This window comes from Burkholderia sp. WTPI3, from assembly GCF_021483755.1.
In the GTDB taxonomy this organism is placed as follows: domain Bacteria; phylum Pseudomonadota; class Gammaproteobacteria; order Burkholderiales; family Burkholderiaceae; genus Burkholderia.
The window spans coordinates 71,237-95,500 of the sequence record NZ_JAGIXF010000011.1 but is presented as its reverse complement, the minus strand read 5'-3'; the positions used below and the strand labels follow the sequence as shown (position 1 = coordinate 95,500).

Below are 24,264 nucleotides of genomic sequence, written 5' to 3'. Positions count from 1 at the left end.
CCTACCCTGGCAGACCGGAACAGCTTCGGTCGTTGATTTTCTCCAACTGACGGAAGAAGCCGGTGGCGAGCCGCAATGCCGCAATGCCGCGACGCAGCGCGAACGCAAGAATGTCAAAGTCTGCCGGAATGGCAGAGCCCGGCGCTCCCGATAAACGGCTACGCATCCCGGCTACGGCCCGACAGCCGCCCCCGATTACCTAGGTAATTGACACGTATAGACCTAGGTAATTGGCGTCCCTAGTATGGTTTCGACGCGAAACGAGCGCGCATCTGAAAAGGACACGACCATGAGTACCCAAAACGTCGACACCAAAACGTTACGGCGCGTGATTGCCGCGGCGTCGATCGGCAACTTCGTTGAGTGGTTCGACTTCGCCGCATACGGCTTTCTCGCCACGATCCTGACGCGCGAGTTCTTTCCGAGCGGCGATCCGACCATCGGACTCCTGAAGACTTTCGCCGTCTTCGCGGTTGCATTCGCATTCCGCCCGCTGGGCGGCCTGATCTTCGGCGTCATCGGCGACCGCATCGGGCGCAAGCGCACGCTCGCGCTGACGATCCTGATGATGGCCGGTTCGACGACGTTGATCGGCCTGTTGCCGACGTACGCAAGCATCGGCTACTGGGCGCCCGTGCTGCTCACGATCATTCGCTGCGTCCAGGGCTTCTCCGCAGGCGGCGAATACGCGGGGGCATGCGCCTACGTGATGGAACACGCGCCGCGCCGCCGCCGCGCCTTTTTCGGCAGCTTCGTGCCGGTGTCGACGTTCTCGTCGTTCGCTTGCGCGGCCGTGGTCGCCTATCTGCTCGAGTCGTCGCTGTCGTCGCAGGCGATGATCGACTGGGGCTGGCGCGTGCCGTTCCTGATCGCAGCGCCGGTCGGCCTCATCGGCGTCTACCTCCGAGTCAACCTGAATGAAACGCCGGCATTCCAGGCGCTCGAGGGCAAGCACGACCTCGCACACGCACCGCTGATGGAAACGCTGCACTCGCAGTCTTGGAATATCCTGAAGCTCGGCGCATTCGTGTCCGTGACCGCGCTGTCCTTCTACACGTTCACGACGTATTTCGCGACGTACCTGCAAGTGGCCGGCCACCTGTCGCGTGGCACGTCGCTCCTCGTGACGGTCCTCGCCCTTCTGTTCGCCGCGGCGTTGTGTCCGGTCGCCGGCCTCTTCTCCGACCTCGTCGGCCGCCGCGCAACAATCGCAAGTACCTGCATCTTCATCATCGTGTCGGTCTACCCTGCCTTTTCTCTGGGCAGCTCGGGCGTGTTGTCGCACTCGCTGGCCGGCGTCGCGCTGCTGGCCATCGGCGCGGTGTTCTCGGGCGTGGTGACGGCACCGCTGATGTCGGAAGTGTTCGCGACGAAAACCCGCTACACGGCCTCCGCGATCACGTACAACCTCGCCTACACGATCTTCGGCGGCACCGCGCCGCTCGTCGCCACGTGGCTGATTTCCGCGACGGGCACCAACCTGTCGCCGGCGTACTACCTGATCGCCGTGTCGATCCTCGCGATGATCGGCGGCCTGGCGCTGCCGGAAACGTCGAAGACCGCGCTCGAAGATGCCGGTCCGGCGACGGGGAGATCCGCCCAGTCCGCGAAGCGCGGCGTCGAACGCGCCGTTTGAACCCACGTCCGGCTCATCGAGCCGGCCTGCAAAAATCAACGCATGGAGAGACACCATGACGAGCCTTCACGACTCCAGCATCATCATCGACGGCCTGAACATTTCCAGATTCGAACGATCGGTGTTCGAAGACATGCGCAAGGGCGGCGTCACGGCCGTCAACTGCACGGTCTCGGTGTGGGAAGACTTCCAGAAGACGATCGACAACATCGCGGAAATGAAGCAGCAGATCCGCGAATACAGCGAGATTCTCACGCTGGTACGCACGACGGACGACATCCTGCGCGCGAAGCAGGAGAACAAGACCGGCATCATCTTCGGCTTCCAGAACGCGTATGCGTTCGAGGACAACCTCGGCTATATCGAAGTGTTCAAGGAGCTCGGCGTGAATGTCGTGCAGCTCTGCTACAACACGCAGAACCTGGTCGGCACGGGCTCCTACGAACCGGATGGCGGCTTGTCCGGATATGGCCGCGAAGTGATCCAGGAGATGAACCGCGTCGGCATCATGGTCGATCTGTCGCACGTCGGCGCGAAGACCTCGTCCGATGCGATCGCGTGCTCGAAGAAACCGGTCACCTACTCGCACTGCTGCCCGTCCGGGCTGAAAGAGCATCCGCGCAACAAGACGGACGATCAACTGCGCGAGATCGCGGAAGCCAACGGCTTCGTGGGCGTCACGATGTTCATGCCGTTCCTGCGACGCGGCGCCGACGCCACCATCGACGACTATCTCGAAGCGATCGAATACGTGATCGACGTGATCGGCGAAGACAAGGTCGGCATCGGCACGGACTTCACGCAGGGCTATAGCACGGAATTCTTCGACTGGATCACGCACGACAAGGGCCGTTATCGCCGCCTGACGGATTTCGGCAAGGTGATCAATCCGGAAGGCATCCGCACGATCGGCGAATTCCCGAACCTGACCGCCGCCATGCAGCGCGCCGGCTGGAGCGAGTCGCGCATCAGGAAGGTGATGGGCGAGAACTGGCTGCGGGTCTTCGGCGAAGTCTGGAACGTCTGAGCCGCACCACGCACACGTCGCCCCCATGCAGCCACAATTGCCCATCGACGTCGATCCGGACACCGGCATCTGGACCACCGACGCATTGCCGATGCTGTACGTCCCGCGCCACTTCTTCACGAACAATCATGTGGCGGTCGAAGCAGCGCTGGGACGCGAAGCCTACGCGTCGATCCTCTACCCGGCCGGCTACAAGTCGGCCTATCACTGGTGCGACAAGGAGGCGAAACAGCACGGCATCGGCGGCATGGCGGTGTTCGAGCACTACCTGAAACGGCTGTCGCAGCGCGGCTGGGGAGTGTTCAGCATCGCCGAAGCCGATCCGGCGACGTCGCACGCGCGCATCCATCTGCACCACTCGTCCTTCGTGCTGGCCCGGCCCGATGCGCACGGCAAGCTCTGCTACATGTTCGCCGGCTGGTTCGCCGGCGCGATGGACTGGGTCAACGACACCGTGGCCGACGCGGCGAGCAAAGGCCCGCGCGCGTTTTCATCCGAAATGCAATGCGCGGGCGAGGGGCATGCTTGCTGCATCTTTCATGTCGAGCCGCTCGCCCGGCAAGCGCTACAATCGGACCGGAGTGAACCTGCCCGATAGCCAGGGTCCGAATCCGGTCCGGGCCCGTCGACACGATGCCGAACATGACCGACACGATGCCCAGCCTCGACTACGAAGATCTCTTCCGGCATCTGCCGGTCGCAGCCATCGTGGCGAAGGAACGCATCATGGTCGACTGCAACGACCGCGCATTGCACCTGTTCAGGGCGACCCGCGACGACATCATCGACCAGTCGTTCGCGAAGCTGTATCCGGAGCAGAAGGACTTCGCGACGACCGGCCGTCGCCTCGCCCCGCTGCTCGCGAAACACGCGGGCTTCAGCGACGACCGCATCATGCGGCGCATCGACGGCAGCCATTTCTGGGTCACCGTCTGCGGCTTCGGATACAACCCGAAGCGCCCGTTCGAGCTGGCCATCTGGACCTTCACCGACCTGTCGGGCGGCACGAAGCATCCCGACGTCACCAGCACGCTGACCGAGCGCGAGCGCGACGTTGCCGCGTTTCTGGTGCACGGCCTGACGAGCAAGGAAATCGGCAAGGAGCTGAACATCAGCCCGCGCACCGTCGACATCCATCGCGCGAGCCTGTTGCGGAAGTATGAAGTCCGGACGACACACGATCTCATCGCCCGCCTGCTGGCCTGAGTCTCGCGCCGGCCGCACGCTTGAGTGAGGTCGAAAAAAGTTCACCGGGGAATTCCGGGGAGAAACGTCGGTGTTCGGCCGGGAACGGACGCTCGACCATAAGGGCTGAATCGCAGACGATCTTGAGCACACGCTTGCCTTTGGTCAATAACGATGAAAGTTTCGAGAGATTTCGGGATCGTTGTCCGACGGGCTGCGCTAGCGGCCAAGAATGTCGACCTATCCGCGCTTATGGTCGAGTTCAATTTTCGGAAATATTTTGACGAATCCGACAGCCTTATATCACTTGGCCCGTTCTTTGGGGGCGATGCGGCCGACGAGTGTACGAGGTCATTGGAGCGGCTTGGGCTGACATACATCGACGACTTTTTTGTCTTCGAGGGGTTTGTGCCCGACTGGTGTTCGTTCGAAGTATTTTGACGTGCGTGCCGATATCGAGCTTCCGAAAACTGCTGTCGGCCATGAGCCGACCTTCGCCAACGGCCGCCTTGCGGTCGGAAAATCACAAGGGCACTTACGACCTCATCACTATGACACCCGATCAGATTAACGCCGTCTACCAGAATCTCTGCCAGAGGACGCTGAATCCTGCAGAACTTCAGCGGCGACTGGACAGCGCCGTAAACAATTTCACTGCTGTCGACGCTGTCCTCTACTTGCCGATGTATTCGATGGGAATGGGCCAAGCCAGCATAACTCGACGCATTGACGCGCTCCGAGAGCTGCCATTCGCGATAGAGGATGCCGTCAGTGGTAGACAGACGGTTGCCGACATTGAGCAGATCGCCGTAGCCGGTGGAAAAGAATTCGGGATGCGCAGGCGCGTCGAGGAACTCTTCATGCGGGCGAAAGAGATTTCCGCTTATGGAACGGACCGGCTCGCGACGGTTCTTCAACCGAAGAAGAATTGGTCACTCGACGATATCGTAGATCCGTTCACGGTCCTCTATACCTTTACAGGTGTCGCAGACAAGGCGGCGCTTCATATCCTGATGGACCTGGGATGGGGAGTAGTAAAACCGGATCGGCATATTTGTCGGTTCGTCAGCAGGCTAGGTGGCCAATGGAAACGATACTTTCCTGACGGCGCTACGGATGATCTCCGCCCAGCGCTCACGCTTCCGTTCGTGAGAGCATGGCAGGACGCTTGCGCACCCTTCTCTTCGAGTGCGCTGGCGCCACCGCCATCGCGCAACGGTGTGATGTTCCCAAGTGTCTCTGAGCTCAGCTCTCGCCAAGTCGATCGCTTGGTTATGTGGTACGCGCAGGACCGAGCGAAGGAGGAGCACGGGTGGCGCCCAAAGCCTGTTTGCGGCAAACAACCGGACTGCCAAAGTTGTTCGGTTCAGGATTGTGACGCGCGCGAGCAAGACTCGGCATGACACAACACTCGACGTACGGAAGTGACATCAGCCCATAGTTTTCGGGAGTCTGCTTTTCGGCTTCGAATCCTGACCGCGGAAGTTCCGGATTGGGTCGGCAAGCGACGTCCACGGAAATCCGCGATGAACCGAAAAAAAAGCCCGGCAAAGCCGGGCCAGTCAGATTGAGACACAAGGAGAATCCCGCCCACCCCGCACCGGGCGGTCACGCCGCGCTACACGACGTTCTTTTCGACGATCGGCCGGTTTTCCAGCACGCGCGCCCAGCCGAGCGACGACAGGTCGAGCGAGTCATACCGCCCGCCCAGAATCAGTTCACTCACCCCGCGTCCGGTCGCGGGCCCTTGCTGCAACCCGTGGCCGCTATACCCGTTCGCGAACACGACGTTGTCGAGCTCCGGGTGATAGCCGATGATCGCGTTGTGATCGAATACGTTGTACTCGTAGTACCCGGACCAGCAATTCTCCACGCGCAGCGCTTCGAACTCCGGCACGCGATTCGCGAGCGTCGGCCAGATCACTTCGTCGAACAGGTCGTGATCGACCTCGTCGAGCGGCAGATCGTCCGGGTCGCGGTCCGGGCTCGGCGACGTCCCGCAGATATACGTGCGCCCTTCCGGCCGGAAATACACGCCGGTCGGGTCGATCAGCAGCGGGCAATCCGTGAGCTTCGCCGGCGACGACACGTTGAAGATGCTGCGGCGCCGCGCATACACGGGAATATCGATGCCCATCATCGACGACAGCGCGCGCGTCCACGCGCCTGCCGCATTGACGACCGTGTCGCACGCATAACGCTCGCCGTCGCCCGTCACGACATGCGTGACCTTGCGGCCATCGCGCACGACCGACTTCACGTCGGCCGGTACGTAGCGTGCGCCGAGCGCCTGCGCCTTCTTGCGCAGCGCCTGCACGAGCCCGTAGCCGTCGAACCATCCTTCGCCGCTCACGCCGTACGCGCCCGACACGAGATCGTCGACGTTCAGCCACGGGAACTTCGCGCGCAGCGCATCGCGGTCCATCAGGCGAATATCGGCGCCGAGCTTCGTCTGTAGCGCGTGGTTCTCGCGCAGCGTCGCGTCGCCTGCGGGCGTCGCGAGAAACAGATACCCGCCTTCATGCAGATCGATCGACGGCCGGTTGCCGTCGACCTCGAGCCGCTCGCCGATATTGCGCAGGAAGTCGATCCCGAACAGCGACATCTCGATCGACAACGGCGTCGAGAACTGCTGGCGAATCGACGCGGCCGACAGCGCCGACGACGACTTCGCATAGGTGGGATCGCGTTCGATGACGGTCACGGAAACCGTCGGATCGGTAGCACGCAGGAAATAGGCGATCGAGCTGCCGATCACACCACCGCCAACGATGACGACTTGAGAACTCACGACTCACTCCAGTTGCACGTAAAAGGCACGGCCAGCCGGCCGCGCCCGAAGGTTGTTCGTGCCGCGTCGCACGCGGCGCATGTCCGGGCGGCCCCCCGGCGAACCGCCCGGACATGCGCCGCGATCGCATGCGATCGCTCCTGGTATTTCAGCACGTCCGGGCGCGCCGCGAAAGTCCGCGCGCGTTCGGGTGTTCAGTTCGCCGTTTGCGTGGTGACCGGCTGCCACGCGGCGTTCTTCACTTCATACAGCGTCGAGCTCGGGTTCTTCAGGTCGCCCGTGTTCGTGAACGCGATCGTGCCCGTGATGCCGTCGTAGCGCGTGCTCTTCAGTGCGCCGTTGAAATCGGCCGGCTTCGTCGAGTTCGCCTTCCGCATCGCGTTGATCGCGATCCACGTCGCATCGTACGCAAACGGTGCGTACGCAAGCATGTCGACGCCGTACTTCTGCTTGAATTGGGCTTCGAACTGCTTGCCCTTCGCGAGACGCGCGAGCGGTTGCCCGTATTCCCACACGGCCGCGCCTTCCGCCGCGTTGCCGGCGAGCTTGATGAAATTCGCGTTCATCACGCCGCCGCCGGCCAGGAACTGCGCGCGGATGCCGAGCTGGCGCATGCGCTTGACGAGCATCGCCGATTGCGCGTCGAGGCCGCCGAAGAACACCAGGTCGGCGTTCGTGCTCTTGATCTTGGTGAGCTGCGCGCTGAAGTCGACAGCCTTGTCGTTCGTGAACTCGCGCGCGACGATCGTGCCGCCGTTGGCCTTCACGGCCTTCTCGAATTCGTCGGCTTCGCCCTGGCCGAACGCGGTGCGGTCGTCGATGATCGCGATGCGCTTCGCCTTGGTCACACCGGCCGCATACGCACCGGCGTTGCCAGCGTTCTGCGTGTCGGTCGCGATCACGCGATACACGGTGCCGAGCCCGGCGCGCGTGATGTCGGGATTGGTCGCCGACGGCGTGATCATCGGAATGCCGGCCTTCGCGTAGATCTTCGACGCGGGTAGCGTCGTGCCCGAGTTGAAATGGCCTATCACGACGGCCACCTGCGCGTCGGTCAGCTGCTGCGCGGCCTGCACGCCGATGCGCGGATCGCTCTGGTCGTCCTGCGACGTGACGACGAACTTCACCGGCTTGCCGCCGATCGTCGTGTGCGCGGCGTTCGCCTCGTCGACGGCCATGCGCACGCCGTTCTCGATGTCCTTGCCGTAGGCGGCGCCGCTGCCGGTCAACGGCACGGCCACGCCAACCTTGACGACCGTCTCCTGAGCGTGGGCCATGCCCGTCTGGAACGCGAACATCGCGGTGGTCAACGCAATGCCGGAAAGCGAACGAATGCGAAACGTCATCGGCCAATCCTTCTTCTGTATGTCGGGATGCGACGCGCGACTGCCGCGCGCCGGCGATCTTTCGCGCGCCGGCGGATCACCGCGGTTCCGTCTCCGGGGAACCTGTCGGCGCGAAAGAGGTGAACCGATTGTGGGTAGCCAATACGCGTGCAGCAAACGAAATATCGGAACTATGTTGTGAGGAATTGTCATCAAGTACTGTCGCATCGGACGGCGGACGGCCCGCGCGACGGCGGGCCGGGAGGGAAAACGTCAGGCGGGATGCGCGCAGATGCCTTTGCACCGAGGCTGTGCCGGGTAATGCCGATGGAGAATTACCACTGCTTCGGGCCACCTCGGCACGTCACGCGTCGCGCGATCCGCGCCGATGACACCCGCGGCGTCAGTGCCGGTCGATGTGCGAGTCGGTGCCCGTATGCTTGCGCACCGCATCGGCCGCCTCGCCGGCCTTCTCCTGGAGCTTGCCGGCCTGCTGCTCCGCCACGCCTTCCGCTTCCGTCTCACGATCGCCCGTCACCTTGCCGAGTGCTTCCTTGACCGAACCCTTCACTTGCTTGAGCTTGCCTTCGATGCGATTCCTGTCCATGGTCGTCTCCTGCGATGATTTGGGGAGACGGCAATGCGGCCACTCGCGGGGCCCCCGCGCCGCACCGCCGAGTGGACAGGATCGCAGCCGCGCGCCGCGCGGGGCAGATACGGATGCACCAGCCTGCATGGTGCATTCGCACCGATGACGCCGATGGCGGGAACGATCGGTATCAGCTCTTGCCGTTCGCGCCGCCCTTCTCGCCCCGCGCGCCGCTCGTCTCCGCCGAGCCGACGATGCCGCGCTCGCGCGCCCACACGATGGCCTCGCCGCGGCTATGCACGTCGAGCTTCGCGTAGATCGTCGCGACGTGGTTGCGGACCGTATTCGGCGCAAGACCGAGGCGCCCGGCGATCTCTTTATCAGCGAGACCGCGACACAGCAGGTCGAACACGTCGCGCTCGCGCGCAGTGAGATCCGACAGTTGCGCGCCCGCATCCGGCGCATTCGCGCGCCGCACGTTCGCGAGCTTCTCGATCAGCGTGCGGCTGAACCACGACGCATCCTGCATCGCCGTCTCGATCGCATAGACGAGTTCCATCTCGGTGCGCTTGCGGTCGCTGATGTCGAGCAGCGCGATCAGCAGGCAATCCTGCCCGTGAATCGCCACCGGGTCGGCCGACACGACGCAATCGCGCACGTCGCCGTCCTGCGTGCGGATCTGCACGTCGGCGTTGCGCACGTTGCCGTCGCGCGCGAGCTGGCTGTCGAGGTGCTGCCGCGCGCCGCGTTCGGCCCACAACCCGATCTCGTCGGCGGACTTGCCGAGCAGGTCGTCGCGCGTATGGCCGGTCATCCCGACGAAGGCATCGTTGACATCGAGCAGCTCGAACCGATCGGCCGTGACGATCGCGGTCGCAACCGGGGCCATCCGGAACGCCTTCGCGAACCGTTCCTCGCTCTGCCGCAGCGCGAGCTCGGCCTGCTTGCGCGGCTCGAGATCCATGAACGTGAACAACATGCACGCCTCGTCGCTCATGTCGATCGGCTGCCCGGCGACGACGACCGCCTTGGTGCTGCCGTCCGCGCACTTCAGCACGGCCTCCATCTGCGGAATCGTCGCGCCCTCGCCGAGCCGCTCGATCGCGAGCTCGCGCCGCTCGGCCTGCTCCAGCACGTCGACCTCGTAGACGGAGCGGCCGAGCACGTCGTCGCGCACGTAGCCCGTCATGTCGAGGAAGCCCTGATTGACCTTCACGTAGCGCAAATCGTCGAGCCGGCAGATCACGGCCGGTGCGGGATTCGCGCTGAACGTGCGCTCGAAGCGCTCCTCCGCGCTCGCCCATTCGGTCGCGTCGTGCAGCACGAGCGCGAGACAGTCCGGCTCGCCGGCGGCGTTCGTCAGCACGAGGCTGCGGATCCGGTGAACCCAGCTCACGTTCTCGTCGGCGGCCGATTCGACTTCGACCGTCACGTCGCTGAACTCCTCGCCCGCGATCACGCGATCCATCGGATAGTGGCCGTCGCGCACCGGATGGTTGTTCCGGTAACGCAGGCGGAAACGCTCGCGATACTCGGTGACGTTCGCGCCCAGCGCCTCGAGCCCGGTGACGCCGTGCATCGCGAGCGCGGCCTCGTTCGCCCACACGATGCGCTGGTCGGGCTCGATCAGGATCACGCCCTCGGTGAGCCCCGCGATGATCTGGTGCAGCTGGCGCCGGTCGGTATGCGACTTCAGCGCCTGTTCGTTTACTTGTTCGTCCATTGAATCGTGGCCCACGTCGTCAACATGATTGCCGGTCCGGCCGCATCGTGGCCGGCACGCGCCGGCTGGCGCATGCGGCGATGATCGCGTGCCGCCGATTCAGGCGACAGGCGCGGATGCACTATGCCCAATAGTACATTCGCACGCCGCTTCGGCATCGTGCGATACCCCGCCGAGCGGCGCAACACCTCCCCCGCGTCCGTCGTCGCGCGTTGCACGTGCAACGGGCGCATTCCCCGTTCCCGCGCACCGTTCCGTCCCCCGTGCAAACGCACTAGCGAACCCGGTGAATTTGCGCGATGTCCGCGTGCGTTCGCACCGGTACGCTGGTACTGCATCGGCGCTCCCGCGCTGCCCTTCCACACCGCAGAGGAGGTTCCCCTGATGAAGCTGCATCAGACACCCGATCCGACGCGGCCCGAACCGGCCCCGGACAATCCGCCCGAACCGCCGCCCGGCACCGATCCGCCGGTGCCGCTGCCGCCCGACGTGCCGCGCCCGGACATGCCGCCGCGCGAGCCCGGCTACGACACGCCGATCGTGCGGTAAGCGGCGCACGCCACGCGATCCGCCGGCACGAGCCGACTCGCTCATTCACCAAGCCAATCGAAGGAGAACATCGATGAACAAGACCTCGCACCTTTCGACGCTGCTCGCCGTCAGCGCGGCCTTTCTGCTTTCCGCCGCGCCGCTCACGAACGCACAGGCCCAGGCTTCGTCGGCCGACACCGGCATGACGGCCGAATCGAACCAGCCCGTCACCGACACGTGGATCACGACCAAGGTGAAGAGCGAACTCGCCACCACCGACGGCGTGAAGAGCACCGACATCAGCGTGAAGACGGTGGACGGCGTCGTCACGCTCACCGGCGTGCTGCCGACGAAGATCGCCGTGAAGAAGGCCGTCGCCGTGACGCGCGCGATCAAGGGCGTAACGCACGTCGACGCATCCGGGCTGAAGGCGAAGGCCTGAGCTATCCAGCGGCCGAGCGCCGCTCTTTTCTCCCCCAACTCGATGAGGAGCACACGATGAACGAGGACAAGATCAAGGGCCAGTGGAAGCAGCTCACCGGCAAGCTGAAGGCCAAGTGGGGCAAGCTGACCGACGACGACCTGACGGTCGCCGAAGGCAACCGCGACTATCTGGTCGGCAAGATCCAGGAGCGTTACGGAATCGCGCGCGACGAAGCCGAGAAGCAATTGCGCGATTTCGATCGCGAGCTGTAACGCGCAAGTCGTCTCACCCCGCCGCGACGCACCGCGCGTCGCGGCACCGAGGAGAACATCGACATGGGCAAGTATCTGATCGCATGGCTGCTCGGCGTACCGATCGGGTTGCTGGTGCTGTTCTTTCTGGTCACGCACATTTTCTGATCGCGCGGCGCCGCCACGCGCCGCCGCCATTCCACGGCATACTACGGCGACCGCCACGACACCCGCGGGCCCTTCGCCATGCCCCAGCCGCTTCTGCAGGACACCAACCATCCCGACTATGCTATCGCCGGCGACACCGTGATCCGCCGCGCGGACGGCCTGCCGCTGTGGGGCAAGGACGGCAAGCCGCTGCCGATCGAGCGGCCGCAAGCATTTCGCTGCATCGGCGGCCGCTGGTTCACCGACGGCGTGCACGTGATCGTGCAGGCGCAACTCGGCAGCGCGATGGTGTCGCTGTATTACTACCGGATCGAGGACGCCGATCTCGACACGTTCGAGATCCTGAACCAGCGCTACGCACGCGATGCGCGGCAGGCGTACTACATCACCGGCCGCACGATCCGCACGCGCAGCCCGCACGCATTCCGGCCGCTCGTCTACGAAACCTGGAACAGGCCGGACGACGCACACGGCGTCACGTTCGAGATGCGCGAGCACGCGTACCTGGCGACCGACGACGAATCGATCTACATGAACGGCCGGCGCATCAACGGCTCGCATGGCGCGAGCGCGATCGGCTTCCCGGGCGGCTATTTCGCCGATGCGAATCGCGTGTATTACTACGGCCGGCCGAAGGACATCGATCGCGAGAGCTTCCTGTGCGGGCCCGACGCGGCCGGCTACCTGCGCTGCACCGACCGGATCGGCCCGATCGAATCCGGCGAGCGGCAGACGGTGCAGGAAACGCGCCTCTTCGACGAATGGCACAGCTTCTTCACGATGCGCCCGGCGCTGCACGACTACTGGTGGCACCGGCGGCGGCAGCCGGCCGCGGCGGCAACGGTCCGGTTCCGGGACGCGACGCTGACCGGCTTCGATCCCGCGACCTTCGCGGCGCGCGAAACGCTGTTCGATTTCGGTGCGATCGACTGGCTGTGCGGCGATGCGCACGGCATTCACTGGGCGCACCGGACCTGCGCGGAGATGCCGGTCGAGCTGACCCGCTTCTCGGACCAGCCGATCGATGCGGTCCGCGTGCTCGGCAAGCATTACTTCACCGACGGCGCCACGGTGTTCTACGCGTTCTCGCCGTCACAGCCGCAGCCGCTACGCGGCGCCGATCCGGCTGCGTTCCGCGTGCTGTCCGGCGGCTGGGCGCGCGACGCGACGCGTGCGTTTCATCTCGGCGTCGTCAAGAAGGGCATCGACCCGGATCGGCTGCATGTCGAAGGCAGCTACGCGTGGGACGGCGAGCGCCTGTTCTGCGACGGCAAGCCGCTGCAGGTCGACGTGCCGGCCAGCGAGTTCCGGGTGCTCCACCCGACGTTCCTGCGCGCCGGCGACAAGCTGTTCTTCGGCCGCCGGCCGGTATCGACGAAGCGCGTGCATCTGCCGACGCTCGAATTCATCGACGACGATTTCGCACGCGACCGCAAGCACGCGTATATCGTCGGCCATGTGAGCCTCGTCGAAATCGACGGCGCCGATCCGGCGAGCTTCCGCGTCGTCGAGCCCGGGACCGCGCGAGACGATACCCGCCGTTATGACGCGCGCACGCTGCGCGACGCCACGGCCCCGCGCGACTGACACACGCCGCCCAACGCAAACGGGCAGGACGCTGCCGCGCCCTGCCCGATCGGTTGATTCCTCTGGCCGCGGCTCGCCGATGCCGGCGCGAGATTCACGCCGCCGCCCGCACCGCCGTCCGCTTCGCGTCCGCTATTTCGCGTTCGCCGTCATCTTGAAGATGCCTTGCGCGTTACCCGCATCGAAGCGCAGGTCCGTCACCCAGCGGCGCGCCGCCTGGTCGAACGTGCGACGGCGCGTGATGAATTCGTAGAACGATCCCGGCACGTTGCGCTTGACCGTGCCGCCGTCGCGGGTGCGGAATTCGCGCTCGACGATGTCCGCGCGATAGGCCGTCTGGAACACGCGGCCCGAGCGCGAGCGTTCGACTTCCGGCTTCATCGGCCGGCCCTTCGCCTTCTCGTCGTCGGACAGCTTGAATACATCGGCCACACGATCCGTCGCGTGGTTGAACGCGTTGCCTTCGGTCGCGATCCAGGCCATCTCGGCCGATTCGAGCAGCAGCGTCTCGTAGTCGAGTTCGTTCGGCAGATCGTGCTGGCGGGCGAATGCGCCGACGATTTCGGGCAGCAGCGCGTGCGCGGCGTCGAGCGACAGCCAGCCTTCGCGCTCGATCTCCCACAGGAGCGCGACGGCCGCCGGCGACAGCGGGTCGCGCGACGAGCTCACGACGTTCGTCACGGCCTGCTGGAATTCCTTCGAGAAGCGCTCCGGATGCAGTTCGCTGACGAAGAACTGCGCGATCTCGTCCGGTGCGTCTTCATGCGCGTATGCGCGGCCGGTCATGCCGAGCTTGTCGAGCGGATAACGGCCGTTCAGGCGGAAGCCGAGCGGACGCAGGATGCGCGTGAACGCGGCTTCGCCCGGCGGCAGCGCGCCGGTATGGGGCCAGCGCACCGTGCGCAGCGCGCCGTGATCGAAGTACACCGAACCGCCGCTTTCGATCGCGTCGGCCGTATAGGCGCGACCGTTCGCCGAACGTTCGAGCAGCCCCTCGAACAGCGCCATGTTCATCGCCTGCGCGATTTCCGCGCGCGTGACGACGTCGGCTTCCCACTCTTCGAGGATGGCCGGCATGTTCAGGGTCGCGAACAGGGCGTCGGTCTTCGCCTGTCCCAGCAGCTTCGTCAGCAAGCTCTCGATATTCGGATTGCGCATCAGGATTCTCGTGTCGGGGGACCGCCGGCAAACGTGCCGGCAACTCGGTGGCCGGCCGCCCGGCGGGCGCCTGACCTTGCACGGGAAGCATTATTCAAAGGGTTGCAGCGGGGCGTAAAGCGAGATTAAATTGACACGTGATGAGTTTTTGGAATTATTCACGCCCTCCGCACGCGTCCGCCGGCCCGCCTCGGGCGGGTCCGTTCGTCAGACAAAACATCATGCGCAAATTCAAGATCCCCAACATGGGTGCGCTCGTGGCTTTCGAAGCCGCGGCGCGCCACGAGAGCTTCACGCACGCGGCAAAGGAGCTGTTCCTGACCGAGAGCGCGGTGTCGCGGCAAATCGCGACGCTCGAAGCAAGCCTCGGCGTGCGGCTGTTCGCGCGCGTGAAGCAGCGCGTCGTGCTGACGCGCGCCGGCAAGCTGTACGGCACGCAGGTGCGGCGCGCGCTGGAGGCGCTCGACCGCGACACGCTGTCGATCATCGCGCACGGCAGCGGCGGCGGCTATCTGGAGCTCGCGGTGCTGCCGACCTTCGCGTCGCACTGGCTGATCCCGCGCATCAAGAGCTTCTACGACCGCACGCCGGACGTACGCGTGAACATGGGCAGCCGCACCGATCTGTTCTCGTTCGAGGACACGCACTTCGAAGCCGCGATCCACTACGGCAAGCCGACCTGGCCCGGCACGTCGTCGGACTACCTGTTCGGCGAGGAAGTCGTGCCGATCTGCTCGCCGTCGCTGCTCCACAGGCCGGTCGAACGCGTGGAGGATCTGCTCGCGTATCCGCTGCTGCACTCCACCACGCGTCCCGGCGCGTGGGCGCAATGGTTCGAGACGCACGGCATCGAGGACATCCGCACGATGCAGGGCGTGCGCTACGAGCTGCATACGATGCTGATCAGCGCGGCCGCGGCCGGGCTCGGAATCGCGCTGGTGCCGAAGTTCTTCGTCGAGGAACAGTTGCAGCAGCTCGGTCTCGTCGTGCCGTGCGACGCGGCGACGGTCGGCGATTCGGCGTACTACCTCGTGTATCCGACGGAGTTCAGCCACAGCAAGCCGCTGGAATCGTTCCGCGCATGGCTGCTGGAACAGGCGAGCGCGTATGCGGCGCCGGGGCAGGAGGAACGCGACGAGGAGGATGACGAAGACGACGAGGACATCGAATAGCGCCACGTGCGTCAGGCGTTCAGCGGCTGCTTCGCGGCGGGGGAAACCGGGGGAGGGGAAATCGCGGCGACGAAATCGCCGGAAGGAAGGACCGAGCGAACGACGGGCCCTGTGTCCGGTGCGCGTCGGGCCGGGGCAGCCCCGACCCGACGCTCCGGGCAGCCGACCTCGTATCGGCGGCGCGGCGGACTTTCTTCTTCACTGCGTAGGTTCTCTCAGGTTCCCTGCATTTTTTTGCTTTGCCGCGCCGGTCATTATCCACTCAAACCGGCCGAAGTAAAACGTTTGCGCACGCACTGAGCGGCATATCCCTCATAACCGGACACAATCCTTCGAATTCCTTTCGGATTGAACGATGGCGGTCGGCAATTCTTGCAATCGGCACGGCGTTGCTTTTTAATGGAACTGGTTCCATTCCGTATTTCGGCCATGCCGCCGCGTGACGCGACGTCGTGCGCGCGTCATGATGCCGATTCAGGATCGAGGATCATTCAGCTCAGGATTCCGTGTCGCCCGTCCTTTCCGGCCACCCGTCAAACGAGACCGTCATGCCCGATTCCGCCTCTCTGCAGCAGCTGTTTCCCGCCTATCAGGACATCCCCGCCGAATACCGGCTCGCTTCGCCGATCCACCAGCGCGTGTCGCTGGTCGACGGCGAATTGCGCCCGTGGGACGGCACGACCAAGACCGTGCTGTCGCCCGTGTGCGTGCGGCAGCCGGACGGCAGCGTCGCGCAGATGGAGATCGGCAGCTACCCGGTGATGGGCGAAACGGAAAGCGACGCGGCGCTCGACGCCGCGGTGCGCGCGTACGACTCGGGCCGCGGCGAGTGGCCGACGATGAAGGTCGAGCAACGCATCGCGTGCATGCAGGACTTCATCAAGCGGATGGTCGCGCAGCGTGAGCTGGTGGTGAACCTGATCATGTGGGAAATCGGCAAGAGCCTCGCCGATTCGCAGAAGGAGTTCGACCGCACCGTCACGTACATGACGCAGACGATCGATGCGCTGAAGGAGCTCGACAACGCGAACTCGCGCTTCGTGATCGCCGAAGGCACGATCGGCCAGATCCGCCGCACGCCGCTCGGCGTCGTGCTGTGCATGGGGCCGTACAACTATCCGCTTAACGAGACCTTCGCGACGCTGATCCCCGCGCTGCTGATGGGCAACACCGTGGTGTTCAAGCCGCCGCAGTACGGCACGCTGCTGTTCGAACCGCTGCTCGAGGCGTTCCGCGACGCATTCCCGAAAGGCGTGATCAACACGATCTACGCGCCGGGCGCCGTGGTCGTGCCGCACATGCTCGCGTCGGGCAAGATCAACGTGCTCGCGCTGATCGGTTCGAGCAAGGTCGCCGATTATCTGAAGAAGCAGCATCCGAAGTCGCACCGGCTGCGCGCGATCCTCGGCCTCGACGCGAAGAACGCGGCGATCGTGCTGCCCGACGCCGATCTCGACCTCACCGTGAAAGAGTGCCTGCTCGGCGCGCTGTCGTTCAACGGCCAGCGCTGTACCGCACTGAAGATGCTGCTCGTGCATCGCTCGATCGTCGACGAATTCCTGAAGCGCTTTACCGCCGCGCTCGAGCAGTTGAAGATCGGGATGCCCTGGGAGAAAGGCGTCAGCATCACGCCGCTGCCGGGCATGCATCGCACCGCGTACATGACCGACGCGATCGACGACGCGAAGGCCAGGGGCGCGCAGGTCGTCAACCAGTCGGGCGGCGAGTTCAGCAAGACGCTGTTCTATCCGGCCGTCGTGTATCCGGTCGCCGAAGGGATGAAGCTGTATCGCGAGGAACAGTTCGGGCCGATCATCCCGGTCGCGCCGTTCGACGACGTCGAAACCGCGCTCGACTACGTGACCACGTCGGAGCACGGCCAGCAGGTCAGCATCTTCGGTTCCGATCCGGCGCAGATCGGCGCGCTCGTCGATCCGCTCGTGAATCAGGTGTGCCGCGTGAACATCAACTGTCAGTGCCAGCGCGGGCCCGACGTGTTCCCGTTCGCGGGGCGCAAGGATTCGGCCGAGGGCACGTTGTCGGTGACCGACGCGTTGCGCGCGTTCTCGATCCGCTCGATGGTTGCGGCGAAGCAGACCGACGGCAGCAAGCAACTGCTCGACTCGATCGTGTCGGATCACTACTCGAAGTTCATCAATACGGGCTTCATTTTCTGAAGCGCGGCGCGAGGCGACGGACGATCCGCCGTGCGTTCGTGCGGCGGATCGTCCGGACGGGCACGCGTCGTCCGTTCAGACGTTCGACGCGAGCAGCCGGATCCCCGCCAGACCGAACACCACCGCCAGGCACGCTTCCATCGCCCGCCGGCCACGGACGTACAACCGGCGCGCACCATCGGTCGAGAACACCAGCGCATAACCGCCGAACACCATGCAGCCGATCGCGATGCAGCCCGGCACGACCGCGCCGTGCGACGCGCCCGAACCGTTCGACGACAGCGCGACGATCGACACCCACACCAGGATGGCTTTCGGATTCGTCAGGTGCAGCATCGCACCGCGCGCGTAGAAGCGTGACAGCCGCTGCCCGGGCGTCGTCTTCAGCGTCGCCGCCGCGTTGGGCGACCATGCCGTGCGGCCCGACTTGAACGCGAGCCACAGCAGGTACACGCCGCCGAACAGCTTGATCGCGACCAGCAGCTTCGACCACGCGAGCAGCGCCGCCGACACGCCGAGCGCGGCCACCATCGCCCAGCACATCGATCCCGAAATCACGCCGAGCGCGAATACGAGCGCCGCCTTGCGGCCATGGTTCGCGGCGACCGACATGATCGCGAGATTGCTCGGGCCGGGGCTGGCCGTGCCGACGAAATAAGCCGTGTAAGCCAGCAGCAGGTTGGCGGAGAAAAAGGCGTGGACGCTCATGTCGAACCTCGCGGGGGATGATCGATCGATTGTTCGCAAATGCGCGGCATCTGCCCATGGACAGTTGGCCGGCAATTCGCTGGGCCAGTTGCGCGAAGCGCATGCCTGCGCATGACGTTGCATCCGTGTCGGGGCCGGCGCGCTCGGACTGTTTCGGTTATGAAACATCCGGCGCGTGGGCATTGCGGCATTCCTCGGTCAGGGTCGGGCGTCGCGGGTCGCCGTGCCCGGCGCCGCGCGGATGCCGCGCGAACCGCCCGACCACGGCCTTCCCGCTCGTCGCCGACAGGAACACGAAGCCCGTTTTGAACCTGCGTTACGTTACATCGTTGAAGCATTTCATTCGTTCGACCGCCGCCGCACCCGCGTGCGCCACGTCGCGACGCGTATGGACGGCCGCCTCGATTTTTCGCGCGAGCCAGTCTCGGCGGGACGCAACGACCGACGCCGCGACGCGCGTCAACATTGCGCAACAATTGGATCGCGGCGCTGGTACGGAACCTGCATCCCGTTTGTCATGCAAGCCGCGCCGCCGATCGGCGCGGCCACGAACACCGCGAAGCAACGAGGCTTTCCATGGATGCGCTGCCCAACTCGTCCGACACGTCGTTCCAGCTCTTTCTCGCGAAGCTGCTCGAGCAGCCGCTGCCCGACTGGACCGAAAAGCAGCAGATGGAACTGGACATGGCGCGCACGCTGTCCGGCCAGATGGTCCGTCTCGCCGAAGACATGCGCAGTGGCACCGCCGATCTCACGCGCTGCCTCGTGCTGCTGCGCTACGCGAAGGTGCTCGACTTCATGCTGACGTCGCTCGCCGCGCGCCGCGACATCCATCCGCAGACGCTGCGCACGCTGTTCCGGCTCGCGAACCTGAAGGTCGACGATGCGTATCCGGTCTGAACCGGCGCGCCGCGTCGATCTCGATGACGAACCGCGACCGATACGCGCGCATGCCCGATGACCGCACCGGATGAGCATCAGGAACCGGAAGGCCCGGCAGAATCCCGACCCGAACGATCGCCGCTACGATCACGACGTCGAACGGGCGATGCGGCGCCTGTCGGCCGCCGACCTCTCCGATCGGCTGGCCGATAAGGGCAAGGACCAAGACGAAGACGAAAACGACGCCGCCGACCCGCGCCGCGTCCGCTGAACGCCCCTCCGCGGCACACCGGCACACCCCGCCTCCCGGCACCGCAACCGGGCCGCCAGCCAATCGGATGTACAATCGCGCGCCATGAACGCACTTCGCCGCTTCCTGTTCCGGCAAGGCGTCGCGCGACAGCTTCTGTGGGGTGTCCTCCTCGTCACGCTGCTGTCCCGCGCGCTGATGTCGGGCGCCGTGATGCTCGATCCGGACGGTCCGGATGCGGGCTCGGTGGTGCTGTGTTCGGGGCGCGGCCCGCTGATCGTCGACGTGGCAGCACGCGCCGCCCGTTTCGACGCGGGTGCGCCGATCACACCGGCCAACGATGCGTTCGCGCTCGCCGACGCACTGAAGCATGACGCACACGCCGGCAATGCAGCGTCGTCCGCCGGCAGCGACGACGGCCTCTGCGCATTCGGCGCGGCGCTGTTCACGGCGCTGACATCGTTCGCGGCGCTGGTGCTGTTGTTTCCCGCCGCGGTGCCGCGGCGGTTCCGGATTCGCTTCGGCATCCCTCGCGTCGTGCGGTCGATATTCGACGACCGCCCGCCCTCCCGCGCGCCTCCCCTGTTCTGCTGATCGTTTCGCCTGATGGTCCGCGCACGTCGACGTGCGCGGACCGTCACGCCGTTCGTTTCACACCACCCGATTCAAGCGATCACCCGACTGCGCCCGCCGCCCGGGCGACGTCGCCATGCGCGCCATGACCGGCCGCGCATGACGTGCCGTCGTCCGTTTCGCCGCCGCGCGCACGCGGGTGTGCCGCGCGTCGACGGCGGCCGGCCCATTCCGGCCCGACCGATCGACGAACCCGAGGAGCTGACACCATGTCGACCACCGTCGAGCGGGCCCTGTCGCCCGCCCGTTCCGCCAGCGCCGGTTACCGGACGCTCTGGCGCTGGCATTTCTATGCCGGCCTGTTCGTGATGCCGTTTCTCGTGATCCTCGCGATCACGGGAACGCTCTACTGCTTCCAGCCGCAAATCGAGCCGCTGCTGTATCCGCACCGGCTGATCGTCGAACCGCGCGCGACGCCGCGACTCGATCCGGACACGCTGCTCGCGAAGGCGCGCACCGCGATGCCGGCCGGCGCGACGCCGGTTTCGGCGCAGGTTTCCACCGCGCCCGAGCGCAGCGCCGAATACGTGTTCCGGCTGCGCGACGGCAGCCGCGAAAGCGTGTACGTGAACCCGTACGACGGCAGCGTGCTCGGCACGCTGAGCGTCGAGCAACGCTTCATGCAGGTCGACCGGATGCTGCATCGCAAGCTGCTGCTCGGCAAGACCGGCGAGCTGCTGATGGAGCTCGCCGCATGCTGGACGTTCGTGATGATCGGCACAGGTATCGCGCTGTGGTGGCCGCGCGGCGCCACGCGCGTGGGCCGCGCACTGCGGCCCGACCTGTCGCTGCGCGGCAGGCCGTTGTGGAAGAGCATCCACGCGACAGCCGGCATCTGGCTCGCGGCCGGTACGGTCGCATTCATCCTGACCGGGTTGCCGTGGTCGGGTTCGTGGGGCAAGAACTTCAAGGCGCTGGCCGCGACCGTGAACCTCGGCGCGCCGCCGGGCGCATGGGGCGGCGGGTCGATGCGTTCGACGCGCCCGGGCGCGGCGGCGTCGGCTGCCTCGGCCGCACCGGCACGGGCCGCGGCGCCGGCCGGCCATCACCATCACGAAGCCGGCGAATCGATGCCGGGCATGGTGATGGACGACCTGCCGCTGCCGCAAACGCCTTGGGCGGTGGGCAACGTACCGGTTCCCGATTCGCCATCGGCGCCGGCATCGTCCGCGCCGCTGCCGCTCGCACGCGCGATCGCGATCGTCGCCGGGCTCGGCGTGACGAGCGGCTACACGCTCGCTCTGCCGTCGGGCCCCGACGGCGTATTCACCGCGTCGTACTTCCCGGCCGACCCGAAAGCGGAGCGCACCATCTCCATCGACCAGTACAGCGGCGCGGTGCTGCAGGACATCCACTACGCGGACTACGGCGCGGTATCGCAAGCCGTGTCGTACGGCACGTCGCTGCACATGGGCCGCTACTTCGGGCTCGCGAACCAGATCGTCTGCGCGGCGCTGTCGCTCGGGCTGGCCGCGATGGCCGTCACGGGCGCGGTGATGTGGTGGAAGCGTCGTCCGGCGGGAACGCTGGGCGCACCGTCGCGCGAACGCGGCGCGCCGCCGATGCGCGGCTGGATCGCGGGGCTCGTGCTGCTCGGCATCGTGTTCCCGCTGACGGGGTTGACGATCGTCGCAGTGTGGTCGATCGACCGCCTGCTGTTCGGCCGCGCGACGCGCGCGGCAGCCTGATCGTCGAACGACGCCCCCTTCAAGGAACCCGAAACATGAAGTTCAGATTGATGCTGCCCGCCGCCGCGCTCGCGGCCTTTGCACCGCTCGGGCAGGCACAGGAAAGCGGCGGCGGCGACGGTGCCGGTACGATGCTCGAGCCGATCCGCGTCGATGCACGCAAAGTCGCGCCGCTGCGGCAGCCGCTCGATATCGGCAGCCGCCTCGACCTGACGCCGCTCGAAACGCCCGCGAGCGTCGAACGGATCGACCGCGCGACGCTCGACACGCGCGGCGACAGTTCGATCGTCGATGCGGTGAGCCGCGCCGCCGGCATCAGCGCATCGCCGCATCCCGGCAACGGCGACTCGGAGCTGAGCGCGCGCGGCTTCGTCGGCGCGTCGTCGGTCACGCAGCTCTACGACGGCGTACGCCCGTATGGCGCCATCGGCATCACCTTTCCGTTCGACACGTGGTCGGTCGACCACATCGACGTGCTGCGCGGCCCCGCTTCGGTGATCTACGGCGAAGGCGCGATCGGCGGCGTCGTGAACATCGTCCCGAAGAAGCCGACCCGCACACCGATCCGCAACGAACTGCAGGTCGGCGGCGGCACCGAACGCACGGCGCGCGTCGCGTTCGGCAGCGGTGGCGCGATCAACGACGCGCTGTCGTACCGCTTCGACATCAGCGGCAACCGCTCGGCGAACTGGGTCGATCGCGGCGATTCGCGCAACCTGTCGATCTCGGGTGCGCTGCGCTACGACGTGACGCCGGACCTGTACGTGACGGCGTCGTACGCGCAAGGCTTCCAGCATCCGATGCAATATTTCGGCGTACCGCTCGTGAACGGCGCGCGCGATCGCGCGCTCGACAGGAAGAACTACAACGTCGGCGACAGCGACATCGCGTTCCGCGACAGCTGGGCGACGGTGTCGGCTAACTGGCAGCCGAGCGACGGCCTGAACGTGACGAGCACGCTGTACCGGATGCAGAGCAATCGCCACTGGAAGGATGCCGAGTACTACACGTACCTGCCGTCGAGCGCGCAGGTCCGGCGCAGCAGCTACACGGAAATTTTCCACGACCAGCAGCAGTACGGCAACGTGACGACGGCCACCGCGACCGGCATGCTGCTCGGGATGCGCAACACGTTCTCGGCGGGCGCGGAGTTCAACCACACGACATTCCAGCACGACAACAATTCGCCGTATTCGGGCACGTCGACGGTCGATCCGTTCAGCTTCGATCCGGGCAGCTTCGTCAACGTGGCCGGCACGTATCCGAAGTACCGCAGCCAGGCGAACCAGTACGCGCTGTTCGCGGAGAACCGGCTCGAAATCACGCCGCGCTGGTCGGTGATCGGCGGGTTGCGCTACGACCATGCAAGCGTGAACCGCGACGATCTCGTGAACGGCGGTGCGTTCACGAAAGTGTTCGCGAACACGGGCTGGCGCCTTGGCACCGTGTACGACGTGCGCCCCGGTCTCGCCGTGTACGGGCAGTATTCGGTCGCGGCCGATCCGATCACCTCGCTGCTGTCGCTGAATGCGTCGAAGGCGAATTTCACGCTCGCGACCGGCCGGCAGATCGAGATCGGCGTGAAGCAGTCGCTCCTCGACGGCAAGGCCGAATGGACGCTGGCCGCATACCGGATCGTGAAGGACAACCTCCTGACGGCCGATCCGCTCAACCCGAACCAGTCGATCCAGGTCGGCCGGCAATCGTCGCGCGGGCTGGAAGCGACGGTCGGCGCGGAGATCGCGAGAGACTGGCGCGTCGACGCGAACGTGTCGATCCTGCGCGCGAAATACGACGACTTCCAGCAGGCGTCCGGCGGCACGACGGTCTCGCGTGCGGGCAACGTGCCGGTGTCGGTGCCGCAGCGGCTCGCGAACCTGTGGGTGAGCTGGCGCTTCGCGCCGGACTGGACCGGCATCGCCGGCATCAAGTATGTCGGCAAGCGCTTTGCCGACACGGCCAACACGCTCGTGATGCCGTCGTACACGAACGTCGACCTCGGGCTCGCGTGGAAGCCGCGCAAGGACACGACGATCACCGCGCGCGCCTACAACGTGTTCAACCGGCGCTACGTGCAGTCCGCGTACTACAACGAGACGCAGTATCTGATCGGCAACGACCGCCGGTTCGAAGTGCTCGCGAACTACCGGTTCTGACGCCGCGCGGCGCGGCGGCGCCTTGGTATGGCGGCCCGTCGACGGCCATCGTCGCCGGAAAGACGCGGTCGCCGACCACGGCGTGTGCGTGCGCGAAAGCGGCATGGGACAGGCCGGCAGCGGCGGCCGGCAGCGCGGCGCATCACACGGCAATCCGAAAGAATCGACCCGGCACACGGCGGCCCGGGCCATCCGTCATCCGG

Annotated in this window: 22 protein-coding genes; 16 read left to right on the top strand and 6 right to left on the bottom strand. The window is 65.7% G+C overall.

The window, feature by feature from the left end; genetic code table 11:
- Positions 1-289 precede the first annotated feature (289 nt).
- The 5 genes from J7024_RS08700 (at position 290) to J7024_RS08680 (ending at position 5,251) form a co-directional block, all read left to right on the top strand.
- Positions 290-1,636, top strand: a complete 1,347-nt coding sequence (locus J7024_RS08700; protein WP_124830359.1) for an MFS transporter — start codon at positions 290-292, stop codon at positions 1,634-1,636.
- 55 nt (positions 1,637-1,691) lie between these two features.
- The gene (locus J7024_RS08695) at positions 1,692-2,663 is read left to right on the top strand and encodes a dipeptidase (protein WP_124830358.1); all 972 of its coding nucleotides are present in this window, start codon (positions 1,692-1,694) and stop codon (positions 2,661-2,663) included.
- 25 nt (positions 2,664-2,688) lie between these two features.
- Positions 2,689-3,261 (top strand): DUF5943 domain-containing protein, encoded by a 573-nt coding sequence (locus J7024_RS08690; RefSeq protein WP_124830357.1) that lies wholly within the window; start codon positions 2,689-2,691, stop codon positions 3,259-3,261.
- 35 nt (positions 3,262-3,296) lie between these two features.
- On the top strand, positions 3,297-3,869 hold the full coding sequence (locus J7024_RS08685) for a PAS and helix-turn-helix domain-containing protein (RefSeq protein WP_124830356.1): 573 nt from the start codon (positions 3,297-3,299) through the stop codon (positions 3,867-3,869).
- A gap of 461 nt (positions 3,870-4,330) precedes the next feature.
- Complete coding sequence (locus J7024_RS08680) at positions 4,331-5,251, top strand: hypothetical protein (protein ID WP_124830355.1); 921 nt, start codon at positions 4,331-4,333, stop codon at positions 5,249-5,251.
- 215 nt (positions 5,252-5,466) lie between these two features.
- On the opposite strand, the gene J7024_RS08675 is transcribed toward J7024_RS08680, so the two are convergent.
- From J7024_RS08675 to J7024_RS08660, 4 genes are all read right to left on the bottom strand, one after another.
- Positions 5,467-6,639, bottom strand: a complete 1,173-nt coding sequence (locus tag J7024_RS08675; protein WP_124830354.1) for an NAD(P)/FAD-dependent oxidoreductase — start codon at positions 6,637-6,639, stop codon at positions 5,467-5,469.
- 194 nt (positions 6,640-6,833) lie between these two features.
- Complete coding sequence (locus J7024_RS08670; RefSeq protein WP_124830353.1) at positions 6,834-7,985, bottom strand: branched-chain amino acid ABC transporter substrate-binding protein; 1,152 nt, start codon at positions 7,983-7,985, stop codon at positions 6,834-6,836.
- A gap of 382 nt (positions 7,986-8,367) precedes the next feature.
- Complete coding sequence (locus J7024_RS08665) at positions 8,368-8,571, bottom strand: CsbD family protein (RefSeq protein WP_234744978.1); 204 nt, start codon at positions 8,569-8,571, stop codon at positions 8,368-8,370.
- Positions 8,572-8,743: 172 nt separating this feature from the next.
- Positions 8,744-10,276: a helix-turn-helix transcriptional regulator gene (locus tag J7024_RS08660; RefSeq protein WP_124830351.1), complete on the bottom strand. Its 1,533-nt coding sequence runs from the start codon at positions 10,274-10,276 to the stop codon at positions 8,744-8,746.
- A 384-nt stretch (positions 10,277-10,660) separates the two neighbouring features.
- Here J7024_RS08660 and J7024_RS08655 point away from each other — a divergent pair, with 384 nt between their 5' ends.
- The 4 genes from J7024_RS08655 (at position 10,661) to J7024_RS08640 (ending at position 13,237) form a co-directional block, all read left to right on the top strand.
- Complete coding sequence (locus tag J7024_RS08655; protein ID WP_175751945.1) at positions 10,661-10,825, top strand: hypothetical protein; 165 nt, start codon at positions 10,661-10,663, stop codon at positions 10,823-10,825.
- A 73-nt stretch (positions 10,826-10,898) separates the two neighbouring features.
- Positions 10,899-11,249 carry a BON domain-containing protein gene (locus J7024_RS08650; protein ID WP_124830350.1) on the top strand — a complete coding sequence of 117 codons (351 nt, stop codon included), beginning with the start codon at positions 10,899-10,901 and terminating at the stop codon, positions 11,247-11,249.
- Between the two features lie 56 nt (positions 11,250-11,305).
- Complete coding sequence (locus J7024_RS08645; protein WP_124830349.1) at positions 11,306-11,503, top strand: CsbD family protein; 198 nt, start codon at positions 11,306-11,308, stop codon at positions 11,501-11,503.
- A 225-nt stretch (positions 11,504-11,728) separates the two neighbouring features.
- Positions 11,729-13,237, top strand: coding sequence for a DKNYY domain-containing protein (locus J7024_RS08640; RefSeq protein WP_124830348.1), 1,509 nt, complete (start codon positions 11,729-11,731; stop codon positions 13,235-13,237).
- A gap of 132 nt (positions 13,238-13,369) precedes the next feature.
- Here J7024_RS08640 and J7024_RS08635 read toward each other — a convergent pair whose 3' ends face one another.
- A complete protein-coding gene (locus J7024_RS08635; protein WP_124830347.1) occupies positions 13,370-14,395 on the bottom strand; it encodes a DUF1338 domain-containing protein in 1,026 nt (341 codons plus the stop codon).
- Between the two features lie 221 nt (positions 14,396-14,616).
- Between J7024_RS08635 and J7024_RS08630 the strand changes: the two genes are divergently transcribed.
- Together J7024_RS08630 and J7024_RS08625 are read left to right on the top strand one after the other, a co-directional pair.
- Entirely contained in the window at positions 14,617-15,567 is a 951-nt protein-coding gene (locus J7024_RS08630; protein WP_124830346.1) for a LysR family transcriptional regulator, read from the top strand.
- Between the two features lie 548 nt (positions 15,568-16,115).
- Complete coding sequence (locus J7024_RS08625; protein ID WP_124830345.1) at positions 16,116-17,744, top strand: NADP-dependent glyceraldehyde-3-phosphate dehydrogenase; 1,629 nt, start codon at positions 16,116-16,118, stop codon at positions 17,742-17,744.
- A gap of 75 nt (positions 17,745-17,819) precedes the next feature.
- Here the strand turns inward: J7024_RS08625 and J7024_RS08620 are convergent, their stop codons facing one another.
- On the bottom strand, positions 17,820-18,452 hold the full coding sequence (locus J7024_RS08620; protein WP_124830344.1) for a LysE family translocator: 633 nt from the start codon (positions 18,450-18,452) through the stop codon (positions 17,820-17,822).
- A gap of 576 nt (positions 18,453-19,028) precedes the next feature.
- Between J7024_RS08620 and J7024_RS08615 the strand changes: the two genes are divergently transcribed.
- The 5 genes from J7024_RS08615 (at position 19,029) to J7024_RS08595 (ending at position 24,061) form a co-directional block, all read left to right on the top strand.
- Positions 19,029-19,352, top strand: a complete 324-nt coding sequence (locus J7024_RS08615; protein WP_124830343.1) for a DNA-binding protein — start codon at positions 19,029-19,031, stop codon at positions 19,350-19,352.
- 70 nt (positions 19,353-19,422) lie between these two features.
- Positions 19,423-19,605, top strand: coding sequence for a hypothetical protein (locus tag J7024_RS08610; RefSeq protein WP_124830342.1), 183 nt, complete (start codon positions 19,423-19,425; stop codon positions 19,603-19,605).
- An 84-nt stretch (positions 19,606-19,689) separates the two neighbouring features.
- Complete coding sequence (locus J7024_RS08605) at positions 19,690-20,178, top strand: hypothetical protein (RefSeq protein WP_175751948.1); 489 nt, start codon at positions 19,690-19,692, stop codon at positions 20,176-20,178.
- Between the two features lie 248 nt (positions 20,179-20,426).
- On the top strand, positions 20,427-21,905 hold the full coding sequence (locus J7024_RS08600; RefSeq protein ID WP_124830340.1) for a PepSY-associated TM helix domain-containing protein: 1,479 nt from the start codon (positions 20,427-20,429) through the stop codon (positions 21,903-21,905).
- 35 nt (positions 21,906-21,940) lie between these two features.
- Entirely contained in the window at positions 21,941-24,061 is a 2,121-nt protein-coding gene (locus J7024_RS08595) for a TonB-dependent receptor (protein WP_124830339.1), read from the top strand.
- The last annotated feature ends 203 nt before the right edge of the window (positions 24,062-24,264 follow it).

Coding starts and splice junctions, on each gene's coding strand:
- J7024_RS08685 (WP_124830356.1), top strand. CDS start 3,297: ATGCCGAACATGACCGACACGATGCCCAGCCTCGACTACGAAGATCTC.
- J7024_RS08595 (WP_124830339.1), top strand. CDS start 21,941: ATGAAGTTCAGATTGATGCTGCCCGCCGCCGCGCTCGCGGCCTTTGCA.
- J7024_RS08655 (WP_175751945.1), top strand. CDS start 10,661: ATGAAGCTGCATCAGACACCCGATCCGACGCGGCCCGAACCGGCCCCG.
- J7024_RS08700 (WP_124830359.1), top strand. CDS start 290: ATGAGTACCCAAAACGTCGACACCAAAACGTTACGGCGCGTGATTGCC.
- J7024_RS08625 (WP_124830345.1), top strand. CDS start 16,116: ATGCCCGATTCCGCCTCTCTGCAGCAGCTGTTTCCCGCCTATCAGGAC.
- J7024_RS08660 (WP_124830351.1), bottom strand. CDS start 10,276: ATGGACGAACAAGTAAACGAACAGGCGCTGAAGTCGCATACCGACCGG.
- J7024_RS08650 (WP_124830350.1), top strand. CDS start 10,899: ATGAACAAGACCTCGCACCTTTCGACGCTGCTCGCCGTCAGCGCGGCC.
- J7024_RS08610 (WP_124830342.1), top strand. CDS start 19,423: ATGAGCATCAGGAACCGGAAGGCCCGGCAGAATCCCGACCCGAACGAT.
- J7024_RS08600 (WP_124830340.1), top strand. CDS start 20,427: ATGTCGACCACCGTCGAGCGGGCCCTGTCGCCCGCCCGTTCCGCCAGC.
- J7024_RS08645 (WP_124830349.1), top strand. CDS start 11,306: ATGAACGAGGACAAGATCAAGGGCCAGTGGAAGCAGCTCACCGGCAAG.
- J7024_RS08640 (WP_124830348.1), top strand. CDS start 11,729: ATGCCCCAGCCGCTTCTGCAGGACACCAACCATCCCGACTATGCTATC.
- J7024_RS08605 (WP_175751948.1), top strand. CDS start 19,690: ATGAACGCACTTCGCCGCTTCCTGTTCCGGCAAGGCGTCGCGCGACAG.
- J7024_RS08620 (WP_124830344.1), bottom strand. CDS start 18,452: ATGAGCGTCCACGCCTTTTTCTCCGCCAACCTGCTGCTGGCTTACACG.
- J7024_RS08635 (WP_124830347.1), bottom strand. CDS start 14,395: ATGCGCAATCCGAATATCGAGAGCTTGCTGACGAAGCTGCTGGGACAG.
- J7024_RS08695 (WP_124830358.1), top strand. CDS start 1,692: ATGACGAGCCTTCACGACTCCAGCATCATCATCGACGGCCTGAACATT.
- J7024_RS08630 (WP_124830346.1), top strand. CDS start 14,617: ATGCGCAAATTCAAGATCCCCAACATGGGTGCGCTCGTGGCTTTCGAA.
- J7024_RS08665 (WP_234744978.1), bottom strand. CDS start 8,571: ATGGACAGGAATCGCATCGAAGGCAAGCTCAAGCAAGTGAAGGGTTCG.
- J7024_RS08690 (WP_124830357.1), top strand. CDS start 2,689: ATGCAGCCACAATTGCCCATCGACGTCGATCCGGACACCGGCATCTGG.
- J7024_RS08670 (WP_124830353.1), bottom strand. CDS start 7,985: ATGACGTTTCGCATTCGTTCGCTTTCCGGCATTGCGTTGACCACCGCG.
- J7024_RS08680 (WP_124830355.1), top strand. CDS start 4,331: ATGAGCCGACCTTCGCCAACGGCCGCCTTGCGGTCGGAAAATCACAAG.
- J7024_RS08615 (WP_124830343.1), top strand. CDS start 19,029: ATGGATGCGCTGCCCAACTCGTCCGACACGTCGTTCCAGCTCTTTCTC.